Below are 16,164 nucleotides of genomic sequence, written 5' to 3'. Positions count from 1 at the left end.
TTGCTATGCCCCGGATTCAAAAAAAACACGTCCCAGTTATGAAAATGTTTTATCGACCAAAATGGCGTTTACTCCTGCTGCTATGCATGCTGTTAGGAGGTGTATCGATGTCTTCTCAGGCCCAGGGCCGCCTGCAGGTAACCGGAACGGTGCGTACCGATCAGGGCGAACTCCTCCCCAATGCCTCCGTTGTAGCGCTGAATGAAAAAACAAAGTATTCGGCCGGCGTAATCACCGACAGCAACGGCGTATTCCGTTTCTCGGGATTACCACCAGAAGGCAAATATTTACTCAGCGTTTCTTACATGGGTTTTGAAACACAACAACTCAATAATGTCAGTCTCAAGCCAGGCGCCACATTAACCTTTTCGGTACGCCTCGTGAAAACGGTAGCAGCCCTGAGCGATTTCATCGTTATCGGCTATGGTACCGCCCGGAAAAAAGATGTGGTAGGCGCCTTTAACGTGGTAACGGTAAAAGAAGCCGGTGCAGTAAATGCCACCAACCCTTCCCAGCTGCTCATCGGTAAAGCAGCCGGCGTACAGGTAGTACAAAACAGCGGCGCCGCCGGTGCAGATGCCCAGATCATCATTCGCGGTACAGGCAGTTTCACCGACATCAATCCCCTGTATGTAGTTGATGGTATCCAGGGAACAAAAAACCTGTTTAATACACTCAACCCCCAGGATATAGAAAGCATCACCATCCTGAAAGATGCCTCTTCTACCGCTATCTACGGCTCCGCAGCTGCCAACGGCGTAGTGATCATCACTACCAAAAAAGGAAAGCCCGGACCTCCCCGCGTTAGCTTTACTTCCCAATGGGGTGTAGCCAAAGCATGGAAAAAACTGGACCTCCTCAATGCCGCGCAATATGTGGATGCGCTGAAAGACCTCGCTGCTACCAAAAATGCAGTACTCCCCGCAAAGTTCAATACAGCGGCGGTATTACAGGACAGCACCGACTGGCAGGACGAAACTTTCCGCAATGCACTTGTATCTGAACACGATCTCAATATCAGCGGCGGCGGGGAAAAAGTGAACTACTCTGTATCTGCTACCTACATCAGTCAGCAGGCCATCATCACCAACGCTACCAACAAAAGATTCCAGGCCCGCGTAGGACTGGAAGAAATACTGGGACGCTTCCGGTTTACCCAGAACCTGATATTCAGACAGTATGTGGGCAACGGCAATTATGCCAGCATCATCAACGCTATTCAGTACGCGCCCTATAAACCCGTACTGGACCCAAATATACAGGGCGGCTACTCTATCCTGTCCAATATCGATGACTACAGCAACGCCAGTAACCCCCTGCAGGATATTGCGATGAAAAGTCAAACGAGCAAATCACTGGCCTTCTTCCCGCAGCTGTCCGGTGAGGTACGCATCATCGACGGACTGAAATTCCGCTCGCAGTTTGCAGCAGAAGTGAATACTAACCGGAACAACAGCTACCAGCAACAGTACCAGTCGTCCAACTTCCTGAACCAGGCCCGCCAGTCGATGCTGGGCTTTACAGAGAATTCTTACTATATGCTGGAAAACTACCTGTCGTACGATAAAGTACACGGCAAACACCAGCTCTTTTTAATAGCAGGACAAAGTTATATCGATCCGGGAATCACCAATGGCTCTACTATCAGAGGTACTGGTCAACCTAACGATAATATTACCAACGTGGGCGTAGCTTCTTCCCAATCAGTTACCAACTCCTATTCCAATTATGCCCGCCCTTCTGTGATTTCTTATTACGGCCGGTTGAACTATACTTTTGATGATAAGTATATCCTCACCACCAGCTATCGCAGGGATGGCGCCTCCAACTTCGGTGCCAACAACCGTTATGGTAATTTCGCCGCAGCGGGCGTGTCATGGCGCTTTTCAGAGGAAGGATTTATGAAGAAGGCATTCCCTGTATTATCGGATGGTAAACTTAGCGCCAGCTGGGGACAAACCGGTAACAACAGCATTCCCAACTTCCTGAATACGTCGAAAACTTACCAGGGTACCCCCGGAGGCTCACTGGTATATTCCTTCGGCAGTAACGAAACATTTGTTTCCGGCACCACGCTCACCACGTTAAATAATCCCGATCTGAAATGGGAACAAACGGCCCAAACAGATATCGGCATCGACCTGGCATTTTTAAATAACCGCCTTACCATTGAAGCCGATTGGTACAACCGTAAAAGTACCGGCCTGCTGGTTACTACCCTCCTGCCTGCGAGTATTGGCGTAAGCCCTACCGGCACCCAGCCAAAGAAAACGGTGAATGCAGCCGATGCGCAAAATAAAGGCTTTGAACTGACCATCGGTTATAAGGACAAGATCAGTAATAATTTCAGCTATAACGTAAGCGTAAACGGTTCTATCAACAGCAACAAAGTATTGTCATTAGGCGATCAGTTCTCCGCACCTATCCAGGCCGGCGCCTTTACACCAGTGCCAGCTACTACGTATACTGCTGCCGGTTATGCTATCGGTTCCTTTTATGGCTACCGGATGGATCATGTGGCCAGGGATGCCGCGGAAATCACCGCGTTGGACCAGGAAGCTGCTAAAAAAACAGGCCAGGCAAATGCTAAGTACCAGGATGGATTATTACCGGGAGACTTTATCTATAAAGATATCAACGGCGATGGTGTCGTTAACGCGAAAGACCAGGAAATACTTGGCAATGCCATCCCGAAATACATTTATGGTATCAACGCCGGCGTAGCTTATAAAAACTTCGACCTCAACCTGGTACTCTCCGGTATCAGCGGATTAAAACTCCTGAACGGCTTAAAATTAAATACCAGCATTATGGCCACGGGTCACAACGCATCTACCGACATACTCGACAGATGGCGCAAACCCGGTGATGTAGCAGCTTTGCCAAGAATCGGACAAAATGCTACCGGCAATGGCAATCTCCGTCCGTCCGACTGGTGGCTGGAAGATGGCAGCTACCTGCGTCTGAGAAACATTACCATTGGTTACAACGCACCATTAGCCATGTTAAGTACTATGACCAAAGGCACTGTTAAATCACTCCGCATTTATGTGGCAGCGCAAAACCTGATCACCATCACGAATTACACCGGCTATGATCCGGAAATATCGGGCGATTACCTGTTTGCACGTGGTATTGACCAGGGACAGGTACCTCAACCAAAAACTTTCCTGGCAGGTATTCAATTAGGGTTTTAATTTTTAAAAAGTATTTTATGAAGAAGTATATATATCATTTGCTACTAACCGCCGCACTGGTCACCGTTGCACAGGGATGCAAAAAGTCACGCCTCGAACTGGTGGATCAAAGCGCCTACGCATACGATACTTATTTTACCAACATCAGTGCGCTCAACCAGGCTACCGTGGCCAGTTACGCCACATTACTCCATCCGGGATTATGGGCGCGGGAGTACTACTTTATTTTCGACCTGCTGGGACATGATGCCAAACGCGCCAGCTTTTTGCAGGGCGCAGAACAGGAACTGGGCGACTACAGCTTTGGTACCAGCAACGCAGATCTCAGCTCGTTATGGGGCTCCCTGTACCGGATGATCTTCAGAACCAACCTGGTGATTGACCGTGCCGCAGCCTGGAATCCCACCGCTGCCAATGATCGCGCAAAATTAAATCAGTACCTCGCAGAGGTAAAGTTCCTGCGGGCATATGCATATTTTCACCTTGTAACATTATGGGGAGATGTACCATTGTACGTCGACTATCAGACTACCGTTAACAACAACTATTTATCCCGAAGCCCTGCTGCGGATGTGTGGAAACAAATAGAAAAAGACCTCACAGAAGCACAGGCCACTGCCGAATTGCCCACTGTATATCCTAACGCAGAATTGGGCCGGGCCACCAAAGGCGCTGTCACCGCCTTACTTGGCAAAGTATACCTCTACCAGAAAAAGTGGGTGCCAGCACAAACAGAACTTCAAAAACTGATGGGGGCGCCGTATACCTACCAGCTCGATCCTTCTTTTGATAATCTTTTCAGCACCACCAACCAGAACTCAACGGAAAACATCTTCCAGATCATGAACCAGCAATGGACCGACTGGGGTATTGGTTCGCCTTACTATATGTTTGGCAATGGCGCAGAACAGGTAGGTAAACAAACACATTCAGGCCGTGCTATGGAATATGGCTGGAACGATTGGAAGAATGTATACATCAGCAACGCCGCTGTAAAAGCATTTACTTACACGAATCCTGCAAATGGCCTGCCGTATACAGATCCCCGCGCCAAATCCACCTTCTACGGCACCGCCGCCTCCGGAGGAGAAACCGAATACTGTCAGCAGTGCGCTACCGGTGTAAAGGTGTATCCGTTTGATACCAACGATCCACAGGGCGATTATCGCTGGAAGAAATATGAGTACTACAATCTTATGGAAAAATATGGCGATCCTAAAAGCCCTATCAACGGGCAGGTGATCCGCTTCGCAGACGTAATGCTGATGCTGGCTGAAGCGCAGATCCAGCAAGGAAATACAGGCAACGCACCACTGGCGCTGATCGACAGTGTACGTTCCCGCTCGAACGCATTTTTATATACCACGCTGGGCGATAAAGCAAACGCGATGAAGATACTGATGCGCGAACGGCAGCTGGAATTATGCGGTGAACAAGCCCGCTATTTCGATCTGTTACGCTGGGGTATTATCAAACAAACCATCAACGCAGAAAAGGCCGCAGAACCTGGCACCGGCACACAGCCATTCCAGGACAAACACTTGCTGCTCCCTATTCCTGATGTAGAAAAAAATTACAATCCGAATGTAGCCAAAGCTATCAGCAATGGCTGGAATTAACCTATAAAAAAAGCAGGGCACAACCATCGACAGGAAATATTTCATAGCTAGTTAGCCGTTAGTTACTATCCTTCAATTCCACTTATGTAAAAATTACTACCATGAAATGGAGCAAACCACTATTGCTGTCGGGGTTGTTAACCCTTGGCTGTAACCTATTGTCTGTTGCCCAAACCTATAACTGGTCCGCCGTCCGCATTGGGGGCGGCGGACTGGTTTCCAGCGTACAGGCACACCCGTTAGTACCCAACCTTCGTTTTATCACCACTGATGTTGGAAACCCTTATCGCTGGAATGAAAGCACACAACGCTGGGAAGGTCTGCTGAACGGCCTTCCGGCGGTGTACTGGCCATCATCGGGCGGCAACCTGGCCTTCGCGCCCAATGACGCCACGGGCAATATTCTTTACGTTTCCACGCCTAAAGGTACCGGCAGCGCTGGTACTATTATGAAATCTACCAACCGGGGTACTACCTGGACGGATCTGAATATGCCTATCTGGCTGGACCCCAACAACGTGGAGGAAAAAAGAAACGGCGCACGGCTGGTAGTGGATCCGAACAACAGCAACGTGGTATATGTTACTACCCGCTTTCCGGCCAGTGCCAATGAAACCACCAACGGTACCTACAAGAGTGTGAACGGCGGCAGCTTATTTACAAAAATCGATACGCTGCATGGCCGCTTTATTGTATTTGATACCAGCGGCGGAACACTTGGCGGACTTACAAAAAGATTATACATCGCCAATCTGAATGGCGTGTATGTAAGTAATGATGCCGGCGCTTCGTTTTCGCTGATGCCCGGCAGTCCTGCTGGTTTGAGGAGAGGCGTGCTGCGTGGCAGTGGTATTTTATACGCTGCCGGCAACAGCAAAGTATACAAATGGAATGGCACGGCATGGAGTACTATTACCCCACCTTATAGCGGCAGTTTTACCAGTGTGGAAGTAAATCCGAATAACAGTAACCAGATCATTACCAATATAGATGCATTTACCGGTGCTATGTACAAAAGCAACAACGGCGGTTCCAGCTGGACACCCGTAAAAGGCACGCGCGATTTCAGTGAAGTACCCTTTCATGGCGGCAATACAATAGGAAACACCATCATCGATTTAGCCTGGGATCCGTTTGATTCCACACAGGTATGGATGGCCGACCTGTTAAATGCCTACCAGGGCACTAACATCTGGTCGGATGCTTCGGTGTGGAAAGTACGCGCCGCAGGACATGAGGAAGTAGTGGTAACAGGACCGTTGATTTGTCCGCCTTCCGGCAACAATTTGCTGCTAACGGTTACCGCCGATGTGGCGGGCTTCGATCATAAATCCCTCACCAATCCCCCGGCGAAAGCCATCTCCGACGATTTTCAATATTTTAATTCCCAGGGAGTGCATATGACTGGCGCCGCCATCCAGGAAACCAATCCCAACTTCATTGTGAGAGTAGGCCGCAGGGGCTGGTCAGGTACCGGTTTAGGGGGCTACTCCACCGATGGAGGATTACATTATACACAATGGGTTTGCCCCGCCGGCATGACCGGCGGCAGAGTAGCCGTATCGGCCACCAGCGAAACCATTATCTGGACCACGCAGGGCGGTTATACCTATCGTTCGGTGGACAGGGGTAATAACTGGACAAAAATAAATTCCATTACCACCAGCGCCATCGGCACTTTTGGTGTGACCGGCTCCATTTTCACCGTACCACCGGATATGAATCCCCTGGCGGCTGATAAAGTAAACGGTAATAAATTCTACCTTTATTTTTTTGGTAAGATGATGGTGAGCGAAGATGGCGGATTAACATTCGTTCAGAAATACGCCAACCTTCCAAACGTACAAAATGTAGCGTTTGTAAAAGTAGAAACCACGCCTGGCAAGGAAGGCGACGTATGGGTGTCGATAGAAGGCAACGGCCTGTATCACTCTACCAATTCGGGTACCGACTTCACAAAGATCACCAAAGTGCAATCCGCCAAACTGATGGCCATTGGAAAGGCCGCGGTAAATGATCCGGCTATTTATGTGATGGGTACCGTGGATAGCATTCCCAACAGCATTTTCCGTTCGGATAACAACGGCGCCACCTGGACGGTGGTAGCTAACCCGGCTATCAGCGTGCCACGGAATTTAGCAGCCGACCGCCGTACCTACGGAAGAATATTTATGGGCAGCGCCGGTAACGGCGTATATACAGGGGAAACCGTAGCCGGTCCTGTAACCGGCGTTACAGTGAGTCCTGCCACCGTGTCAGTAGCAGTGGGCAATCGCGCTACATTAACCGCTTATGTGGTGCCTGCATGGGCTGGTAATAAAAAAGTAACCTGGAGTTCGGGAGATACCACTAAAGTAAAAGTAAACGATAGCACGGGCGTTATCACAGGGGTATCTGTAACGGCAACGCCTGTACTGGTTACCGCCACCACCCAGGATGGCAGTAAAACCGCTTCGGCAAGTGTAACGGTCACTACGCCTGTTGCCGTTTCCGGTATCGTTATCACGCCTAATCCCGATTCAATAGGCGTGGGTAGCACCGTACCGCTGGTAACCGTGATTACGCCCGCCAATGCCAGTAACAAAACACTGCGCTGGACTTCTTCCGATACCACTATTGCAAAAGTGGCGATAGATACGCCGCTGGTTACCGGCATCTCGCATGGTACTGCGGTGATCACTGCTACGGCGCAGGATAGCGGCTACACCTCCACTGCCACCATGATTGTTTATAACGTAGCGCCCACAGCGCTCAACATTACCGGCACAGCATCGGTAGGCGCCGGCGACACCGTGATGCTAAGCGCGGTATTCACACCGCTGAATACCAGTAATAAAGTACTAACCTGGAGTTCTTCCGATACCACTATTGCCAAAGTAAACAACAGTGGCCTGGTGACGGCCGTTGCACCTGGTACCGTTACCATTACTGCCACAACAGCAAAAGGTGGTATTACGGGCACTAAAGGCATCACCGCCACTAAAGTTATTACCGTAGTGAGTGCAGGCGTATGTGGTATACTGCCTAACAATGGCTTTGAAGGCGGTCTTAGTAACTGGATGATTGTCGGCGATATTATTAACGGTCTCCAACCTGCCGCTATTGTGGCCAACAACGCGCATAGCGGCGCCAAAGCAGCCGTGATTTCCGGAGAAGGCGGTGTCAGCACTACCGTACTGATGCCGGTAGCCGGCAGAAAGGCCGTCACCTTTTCCGCATGGGCAAAGATCCTTGATCTTCCCGCATGGGCAGGTTTTGGTATCGACTATATAGATTCCTCCAATCATAAAATCACCGCGGACCAGTTCAGCGTAAATGCTACGTCTTACACACAATTCAGCGTAGTAAGGGCTACGCCTCCCAACACAGCAAGGGTGAACATCTGGACATACAAAGCCAGCAGCGCCGGTAAATTTTATCTCGATGATTTTTGTGTGACCGTAGGTGATGTGGTAGATGTTACCAGCCTGTCTATTGCGCCTGATCCGGCATCTGTGGCCATGGGTTACACCAAGGCATTAACCGCTACCATACTGCCTGCGAATGCTACCATTAAAACAGTTACCTGGACCTCTTCCAACACAGCTATTGCGACGGTTAACGCATCCGGTGTAGTTACCGGCGTGGCATTGGGCACCGCCACCATTACCGCTACCAGCACAGAGGGCGGTAAAACGGCTACCACCACCGTTACCGTAACGCCGCCGGTAGCAGTTACCGGCGTGAATGTTACGCCGGATAGCGTTACTATTGGCGTAGCCGATTCGTATACGCTGACAGCTACCACCACTCCGGCCAACGCCAGCAATCAGAACATGGCCTGGAGCAGCTCCAACACGGCCATCGCCACCGTAAACGCCACCACCGGCGCGGTGAAAGCAGTAGCCATTGGTACCGCCGTGATCAGGGGTGTAACGCAGGAAGGAAGTTACAAAGACAGCAGCATCGTAACGGTGATCAGCCAGGGACAATGCGGACAAATTACCAACAACGGCTTTGAAAGCAGCCTCGTAGGATGGAGTAATATCAACAACGCTGCTACCATCACTACAGATGCCCACAGTGGTTTAAAAGCAGTAGCCGTTACCGGTCAGGGTGGCGTAGGGCGCGTACCTGTATTCAGTTTCGCCGCCGGGGATACCATCGTGTTTACCGCATGGGCCAAAGTATCCGGCGGACCCGCATGGGCAGGCTTCAGCCTCGATTTCCAGAATGCTTCCTATGTGAAACTGGCCACCGCACAATCAACCGTTACCGCTACCGCCTATACGGAGTATACGCAAAGCGTAGTGGTGCCGGCGGGTACTGCCAACTTCAATATCTGGTCATCAAAATCCGGCGCAGCGGGCATCCTCTACCTGGATGATTTCTGCCTAACCGTGAAACCGGCCGGCGGAGGCATGTTACGCACTGCCAATCTCATGCAAACCGGCCATGATGCATCCGCCACTAAAAACGGCATTACCGTAAGCGCTTATCCCAATCCTGTACAAAGTGATATCAACATCCGCCTGACCAATTACAATGGCAGCCGGATCGCGGCTACGCTGACCGATATGGCCGGCAGGGTTATACACCACGAGGTGATTATAACGCAGAAAGGCACAACGCTTTACCGGTTGCACAATGCAAAGAAGCCTGCAAAGGGATTGTATATTCTGACCCTGAAAGGAGAAGGACTAGTGAGCAGCTTCAAGCTATTGGTGCAGTAGGTATTGATTGTTTGATAAAGAGCCTGGGGCCATGCCCCGGGCTCTTTGCGTTATTATATACCTGTTGCAATATCTTCAAAAGCCCCCTACTCCATTATCTGCCGGAATTAATTACCTTGCGTAAGCAGCGCAGCAGGAGAAACCTGCGTCTGCGCCATTATCTCTCTAACAATAAAGTTACCCGTCGTTGTTTATGTATCAGTTGCTCCGTGACAATATCGAACAGCATGTCCATCTCAGCGATGCCGAATTTTCGCACTTTGCCACCTCATTCGAAACGAAAGAGATTGAGAAAAAACAGTTCCTTTTGAGAGAAGGTGAAATTTGCAGGTTTGAGGGCTTTGTTACCAAAGGCATATTCAGCGTGTATCATCTTGATAAAAACGGAGACAAGCAGATACTTTATTTTGCCCATGAAAACTGGTGGGTTACCAACATCGACAGCTTTACCAACAACCTGCCGTCGCAGCTCTTTATTGAAGCACTGGAAGACAGTGAAGTATTGTTAATTTCAAAAAGCGACAAAGAGTCCGCTTATATCAACCTGCCTAAAATAGAAAAGCTGTTCCGGGTAATGACCCAAAAAACGCATGTGGCCTTACAACGCAGGATGATCGACAGCCTGAGTAAAACAGCTGATCAGCGTTACATCGACTTCATAGAAAAATACCCCCAGCTTTACCAACGTCTGTCCAACCTGCAGATTGCAGCTTATTTGGGCGTAAGTCATGAGTTTTTGAGTAAAATCAGGAGGAAGATAGCTGGCCAGAAATAATAGGGGTTCCCATTATTATTGAACTTGTTCAATTTTTTTGTTTCAGGAGGAACGGATATTTGCATATCATCCCAAAAACAAAAAAATGAAACGAATCATTTCTATAGCATTATTGACCACTTTAAATTTTTTCAAAATGGACATACAGGCGCAAAGCTTCACTACTACTGAAGCTAACGGTTTAAAGCTGCAGGTATACAACGCTTCTGAAAACAGCTTTGGTGTGGCATCCGTTATCGTATCAGGAAAAACAGATGCTGTTTTGATAGATGCACAGTTTACATTGGCGGATGCTGAAAAAGTAGCACAGGAAATAAAAGCATCCGGTAAAAATTTAACCACTATCTATGTTTCGCATGGCGATCCTGATTTTTACTTTGGCCTGGAAGTATTCAAAAAATACTTTCCATCCGTAAATGCTTATGCTTCCCCCGCAACGGTAGCACATATCAAAGCCACGGCACAAAAAAAACTGGCAGTATGGGGTGAAAGATTGGGGAACAGCATTACCTCCAGCGTTATCATTCCACAGGTGCTCGAAGGTAACAGCATTGAGCTGGAAGGACAAAAATTGGTAGTCACCGGACTGGAGGACTTTCCATCGCGGACTTTTGTATGGATACCATCTATTAAGGCCGTCGTAGGCGGAATAAATGTATTTGGCACAAGTTTTCATCTCTGGATGGCAGATTCAGCCAGTGAAGATGCCCGCAAAGAATGGCTGGCAGTGTTAGACAAAATAGCGGCACTTCATCCGGCCATCGTGGTGCCTGCCCATGCCAAGGCAGGAACTCCCTTCAGCATGGCTGCTGTAACGCACACGAAAAACTATATACAGTTTTACGGAGAAGCGGTGAAAAGCAATAAAACTTCAGAAGCGCTGATAGCGGCGTTAAAAGCCAAATATCCTGAACTTACTTTTGAAACCGCCCTGCAGATAGGTGCGAAAGTAAACACCGGGGAAATGAAATGGTAAGAACAATCTTCCTCCACAGCCTGACAATGCCGATGGCATAGTCAGGCTGTATCTCAATAAAAATAAAATGACAAACGTAGAAATCGTAAAGAGCACTTACGAAGGAAAGACTTCGGAAGAAAACGGTAAAAACCTGGCAGCATATGCCGCAGAAGATATCACCTGGACAGAAGCCAAAGGCTTCCCCTATGGCGGCACGTATACCGGCATAGACAACATTACAGCGAATGTGTTTGACCGGCTAGCCGGTGAATGGAGCAACTATAAATTTACGCCGGAAGATTACGTTGCCGGCGGGAACAAGGTAGTGGCCTTTGGTACCTACTCCGGCACAAACAACGCCACCGGTAAGTACTTTGAAGCAAGGGTGGCCCATGTATGGAAACTGGAAGAAGGAAAAATTGTGCGCTTCGAACAATTTGTTGACAGCCAGATGGTAAATGCAGCCATGCCTGCCTGAGAAGCACTCTTTCCTTTATTCCTTTCTCAGGCTTATCACCGGGTTCATCAAAGCCGCTTTGATTGCCTGGTAGCTAACCGTTACTATAGCGATGGCTACTGATAAAATACACGCAAGCGCAAATACCCACCAGTGAATGGGCACGCGGTATTCGTAGTATTGCAGCCATTTATACATGCTCCAATAGGATAATGGCGCTGCTATCACAAATGAAATAATAACCAGCTTTACAAAATCTTTCGCCAGTGAAGTAGTGATGCCGGTGACAGAAGCGCCCAGTACTTTCCGCACCCCCACTTCCTTGATCCTGCTTTCCGCCATATAGGTAGCAAGACCAAATAAACCAAGGCAGGATATAAAAATGGTCAGCCCCGCAAATAAGGCGGCTAAAGTCCCCTGGCGTTGCTCATTATCAAATTTCTTCGCATAGGCTTCGTCTACAAACTTATATTCAAACGGATAATCGGGATTATATTTGCTGAAAATAGCTTCCATCTTTTTAAGATTTTGAGCAGTAGAATGATCCCCGTTTAGCTTCATCTGCACCACCTGGAAATTCATAAAAGTACTCTTGGCGCCACAGATCAATATCGGTCTTGTTGGCTCATAAGGGCTGGTAAGAATAAAATCTTTAATAACCCCTACAATGTGCCAGTCGATGCCAAGATCACTTACTACTTTACCAATCGGATCTTTGAACTTCAATACTTTCAGCGACGACTCATTTACAATCAGCCCGGTTGAATCGGTGGGGAATTTTTTGAGGTCGAAGTCACGGCCTTCAATAAACTGTAATCCCGCGGTGGCGCCCAATCCCTCATCCGCTAAATACCGGTCGAAAGACGTTTTATCATTCGGATCCTTCCCTTGCCAGTCCTGGCCCCAGCCATTGCTCCACCTTTCCGTAAGCGGGGAATTTGTCCTGGTAACTGACTTCGCAATACCTGATTCCAGCAATTCATTTTTTATCAGTGCATAGTTTTTAGATATATCGCCCGTCATGAAATGGTACACCAGGTTATCTTTATTATAACCTGTTTCCCGGTCACGGGCATAGTCGATTTGTTGCTTTACAATAATAGTACAGATGATAAGAACGGTGGCGAATGTGAACTGTAATACTACCAGTATTTTCCGTGGCGTTACCAGCGCATTCGCTTTTTTAAACGTGCCCTTTAATACTTTAACAGGCTGGAAAGAGGAAAGGAAGAATGCGGGATAACTGCCGGCCAGCAAACCTGTGAAGAGAATAAACCCAATAAACCCTATCCAGGTATAGATGTTGCCGAAGTCTATAAACAGTTTTTTATCCGTAAGCTGGTTATAAAAGGGCAGGCTTATCTGAACAATAAGGATCGCCACTATTCCCGCCAGAAATGCGATAAAAACAGATTCCCCGATAAACTGGCTGATGAGGGAACTCTTCTGTGCTCCCACTACTTTTCGTATGCCTACCTCCTTCGCCCGCTTTTCACTTCTGGCGGTGCTCAGGTTCATAAAATTGATACAGGCAATTAATAATATCAACCCCGCGATAATACTGAATATTTTTACGAAGGTGCTGCGGCCCCCGTTATCTTCCCCGCCATCGCTGAAGCTTGAATATAACCGCCACCTTTCAAGCGGGTAAATAAACAGCTCCCATTTCATTGTTTTTGCCTCATCACTGTAATGCTGCTTTAGATCTTTTATTTTAGCTGCTGCGGCAGCATAACTTACATTGGGCTTCAGTAGTACATAAGTAGGTGTACTGTTATCGCTCCAGCCCAAATCCGTTCCTTCCCTGTATTTTAAATATGACCATGGTAAGAGATATTCAAAATCGAACCTGGTATTGCCCGGCAGGTCTTTTAAAATACCGGTAACCGTGAAGTTGTCTTTATTCTCAATTTTAATGATCTTACCCATGGCATCTTCACTGCCAAATAAACTTTTAGCCGTTTTCTCCGTAAGCACCACCGAATGCACATCATTCAGTGCCGTAGCAGGATCACCTTTCAGCATGGGAAAGCTGAACATCTGAAAAAAACCGGTATCCACCAGGATGCCGGACTTTATTATTTTTTTATCCCCTACGGAAAGAAGATACGCATTATTGGAACCTACCCTTACCGCACGTTCTACTTCAGGCAAATCTTTTTCCACCGCACGGGCTGTTAATGCAGATACCGTATTCCAGTAAGAGAGCTTCCCATCAATGGGCACGCGATTCCATACTTCGTATATCCTGTCTTTGTTGGCGTGAAACCCATCGTAACTTCTTTCATCCTGTATCCACAGGAGAATAAGGATTGCAGCAGCCATGCCCACAGCAAGGCCCGTAATATTGATGGCTGAAAAACCTTTGTTACGCAACAGGTTCCGGCAAACGACTTTGAAGAAATTTCTGATCATAATGCATTGATGATTCCCGGACTGCAACGTACAGGATTTGCGGGAATGTTACCCAAGACAATGCCGGATACCTATTTGCTTGATTTACAACGTGGTAGCTGCGGCATAAATTGCGGTTTGTTCATTTTTGGGACAAAAAATGTCCGCTTTTGAACACCAGGATAATACTAAAAGGCCGGAATCATCACTTATGATAATATAATATCAAAATTAGGTAATCCTGCATAGTGTACTTATCTAAAGAAAAGGTACCTTGGTTTGGTCATTATTATGAGCAGTCAAAACCACGATTATACTTCTTTTTGGGTAACAGGGGATCTTTCATCGTTTAAACAAATGATGAAGGCATTCACCCCTTCCCTGAAGCATTTTGCAGGTAATATAGTAGGTAATGAGGCAGAAGCAGAAGAAATTGTGGCAGATGTATTTATCAAAATATGGCAACAAAGACTGCAGGCAACTGCTCCTGACGACATCCGGTATTATCTTTTTAAGGCCGTCAAAAATACAGCACTCAACTATCTGAAAAGCAATGGCCGCCGCACGACGCACCATACTGCCTGGGAAATCCAGGTGAACCGGGTAACCTCCAAAAATCCCGAAGACATTATGATCAGTAAAGAACAGCTGTCGCATATCAATGCCGCCATCAGTTCCTTGCCACACCGCTGCCGCCAGATATTCATTCTCGTAAAAGAAGAAGGACTCTCCTATGAACAGGTGGCCACCCTGCTGGATCTCTCCAAGGCTACCGTAAATGTACAAATGACCATCGCCCTGAAAAAAATATGGGCAGCACTGGGTTCCTCCATCCAATATTCTTATTCCTGATTTTTTTTTGCCCGGCTTAATTGTTTTCCTTTTTTGCGTTGTCTTAATAGGGAATCAACTGAAATCATACTTTCTGTAAATGACCAAACGATTATGGGAATTACTGGCACTGCATTGGAGCGGTGAGATTTCCACGGAAGAAAAAACGGAACTGGACAAGCTCCTGCTGGAGCATCCGGGAGATTGGCTCCGGGCGGGACAGCTGGACCAGCTGTCTTTTAAAACAATACCGGCCACCGACGAGGATGCGCATACGGACGCGCTGATAGATAAGGTGATGGGCACTATAACTGCCGAACCAGCTTTAACCGGGAAAAGCTCCCGCAAAAAGTTCCTGCAGGCCTATAAATACCAGTTATCAGTAGCCGTAGCCATGCTGGGCATAACCGCCATGCTCACCTTTATTTACCTGTATCAGCAGCATCCCGGGTATAAGATCGTGTCTACCGATGCCGGTATGAAAACAAAGATCCGGTTATCTGATGGCAGCATTATCTGGCTCAATGCCGGCAGCACTTTAAGGTACCCGGAAAAACTGGATAAAGCCAAAAGGGAAGTATACCTCAGCGGGGAAGCATATTTTGATATAAAGCAGGCGCCCAACCGCCCGTTTATCATCCATGCGCAGAAAATGGATATCAGGGTACTGGGTACTGCATTTAACGTCAGGTCCTATAAAGAAGAGGATTTTGAAGAAACATCGGTGATTTCAGGGGCCGTAGAAGTAACCGTGACGGATGAAAATAAAGTGCTGAAGGTTACACCCAACCAGAAAGTAATTCTCCGGAAAACAATCAACGATCCTGCAGAAAAAAACAGCAGCGCCGCCAGATCAGGTAATAATAAACTAACAAAAATTGAACGTCAGCCATTATCTGTTCTTTCATCAACAGATACGATTCATGTGATGGAAACTGCCTGGATGAATAATCAACTCATATTCCGTAACGAGTCGCTACAGGCGCTTTCACAACGACTGGAACGCTGGTATGGCGTGAAAATTATCATCGAGAATGAACAGCTGGCCACATTAAGATTTTCCGGACGGGCAGATAATATTTCTATTGAAAAACTACTGGAGGTACTCCAGAATATTCAACCATTCAATTATTCCATTCAGGATGATATAGTGACAATCAAGTAAACCAGAAGTTATGAAAAATAGTATCATAATTGGGGAGCGACCTCCCTAGCGGACTC

Annotated in this window: 9 protein-coding genes; 8 read left to right on the top strand and 1 reads right to left on the bottom strand. The window is 47.7% G+C overall.

Annotated features, from left to right (window positions below; translation table 11 throughout):
• The first annotated feature begins 38 nt into the window (after positions 1-38).
• The 6 genes from AB6805_RS24805 (at position 39) to AB6805_RS24780 (ending at position 11,739) form a co-directional block, all read left to right on the top strand.
• Positions 39-3,197, top strand: a complete 3,159-nt coding sequence (locus AB6805_RS24805; protein WP_370912150.1) for a SusC/RagA family TonB-linked outer membrane protein — start codon at positions 39-41, stop codon at positions 3,195-3,197.
• A 17-nt stretch (positions 3,198-3,214) separates the two neighbouring features.
• Positions 3,215-4,816 (top strand): RagB/SusD family nutrient uptake outer membrane protein, encoded by a 1,602-nt coding sequence (locus AB6805_RS24800; RefSeq protein WP_370912149.1) that lies wholly within the window; start codon positions 3,215-3,217, stop codon positions 4,814-4,816.
• Between the two features lie 101 nt (positions 4,817-4,917).
• On the top strand, positions 4,918-9,528 hold the full coding sequence (locus AB6805_RS24795) for an Ig-like domain-containing protein (protein WP_370912148.1): 4,611 nt from the start codon (positions 4,918-4,920) through the stop codon (positions 9,526-9,528).
• Between the two features lie 193 nt (positions 9,529-9,721).
• Entirely contained in the window at positions 9,722-10,303 is a 582-nt protein-coding gene (locus AB6805_RS24790) for a Crp/Fnr family transcriptional regulator (RefSeq protein ID WP_370912147.1), read from the top strand.
• 85 nt (positions 10,304-10,388) lie between these two features.
• Positions 10,389-11,279: an MBL fold metallo-hydrolase gene (locus tag AB6805_RS24785; RefSeq protein ID WP_370912146.1), complete on the top strand. Its 891-nt coding sequence runs from the start codon at positions 10,389-10,391 to the stop codon at positions 11,277-11,279.
• A gap of 67 nt (positions 11,280-11,346) precedes the next feature.
• Entirely contained in the window at positions 11,347-11,739 is a 393-nt protein-coding gene (locus tag AB6805_RS24780) for a nuclear transport factor 2 family protein (protein ID WP_370912145.1), read from the top strand.
• Positions 11,740-11,754: 15 nt separating this feature from the next.
• Here AB6805_RS24780 and AB6805_RS24775 read toward each other — a convergent pair whose 3' ends face one another.
• Positions 11,755-14,133, bottom strand: a complete 2,379-nt coding sequence (locus AB6805_RS24775; RefSeq protein WP_370912144.1) for an ABC transporter permease — start codon at positions 14,131-14,133, stop codon at positions 11,755-11,757.
• A gap of 270 nt (positions 14,134-14,403) precedes the next feature.
• On the opposite strand from AB6805_RS24775, the gene AB6805_RS24770 reads away from it, so the two are divergent.
• Both AB6805_RS24770 and AB6805_RS24765 read left to right on the top strand, forming a co-directional pair.
• Positions 14,404-14,964 carry an RNA polymerase sigma-70 factor gene (locus AB6805_RS24770; RefSeq protein WP_370912143.1) on the top strand — a complete coding sequence of 187 codons (561 nt, stop codon included), beginning with the start codon at positions 14,404-14,406 and terminating at the stop codon, positions 14,962-14,964.
• 79 nt (positions 14,965-15,043) lie between these two features.
• The gene (locus tag AB6805_RS24765) at positions 15,044-16,108 is read left to right on the top strand and encodes a FecR family protein (protein ID WP_370912142.1); all 1,065 of its coding nucleotides are present in this window, start codon (positions 15,044-15,046) and stop codon (positions 16,106-16,108) included.
• Positions 16,109-16,164: the final 56 nt, after the last annotated feature.

The sequence above is a fragment of the Chitinophaga sp. RCC_12 genome (assembly GCF_041360695.1).
In the GTDB taxonomy this organism is placed as follows: domain Bacteria; phylum Bacteroidota; class Bacteroidia; order Chitinophagales; family Chitinophagaceae; genus Chitinophaga.
This window is presented reverse-complemented; position numbering and strand designations above follow the sequence as displayed.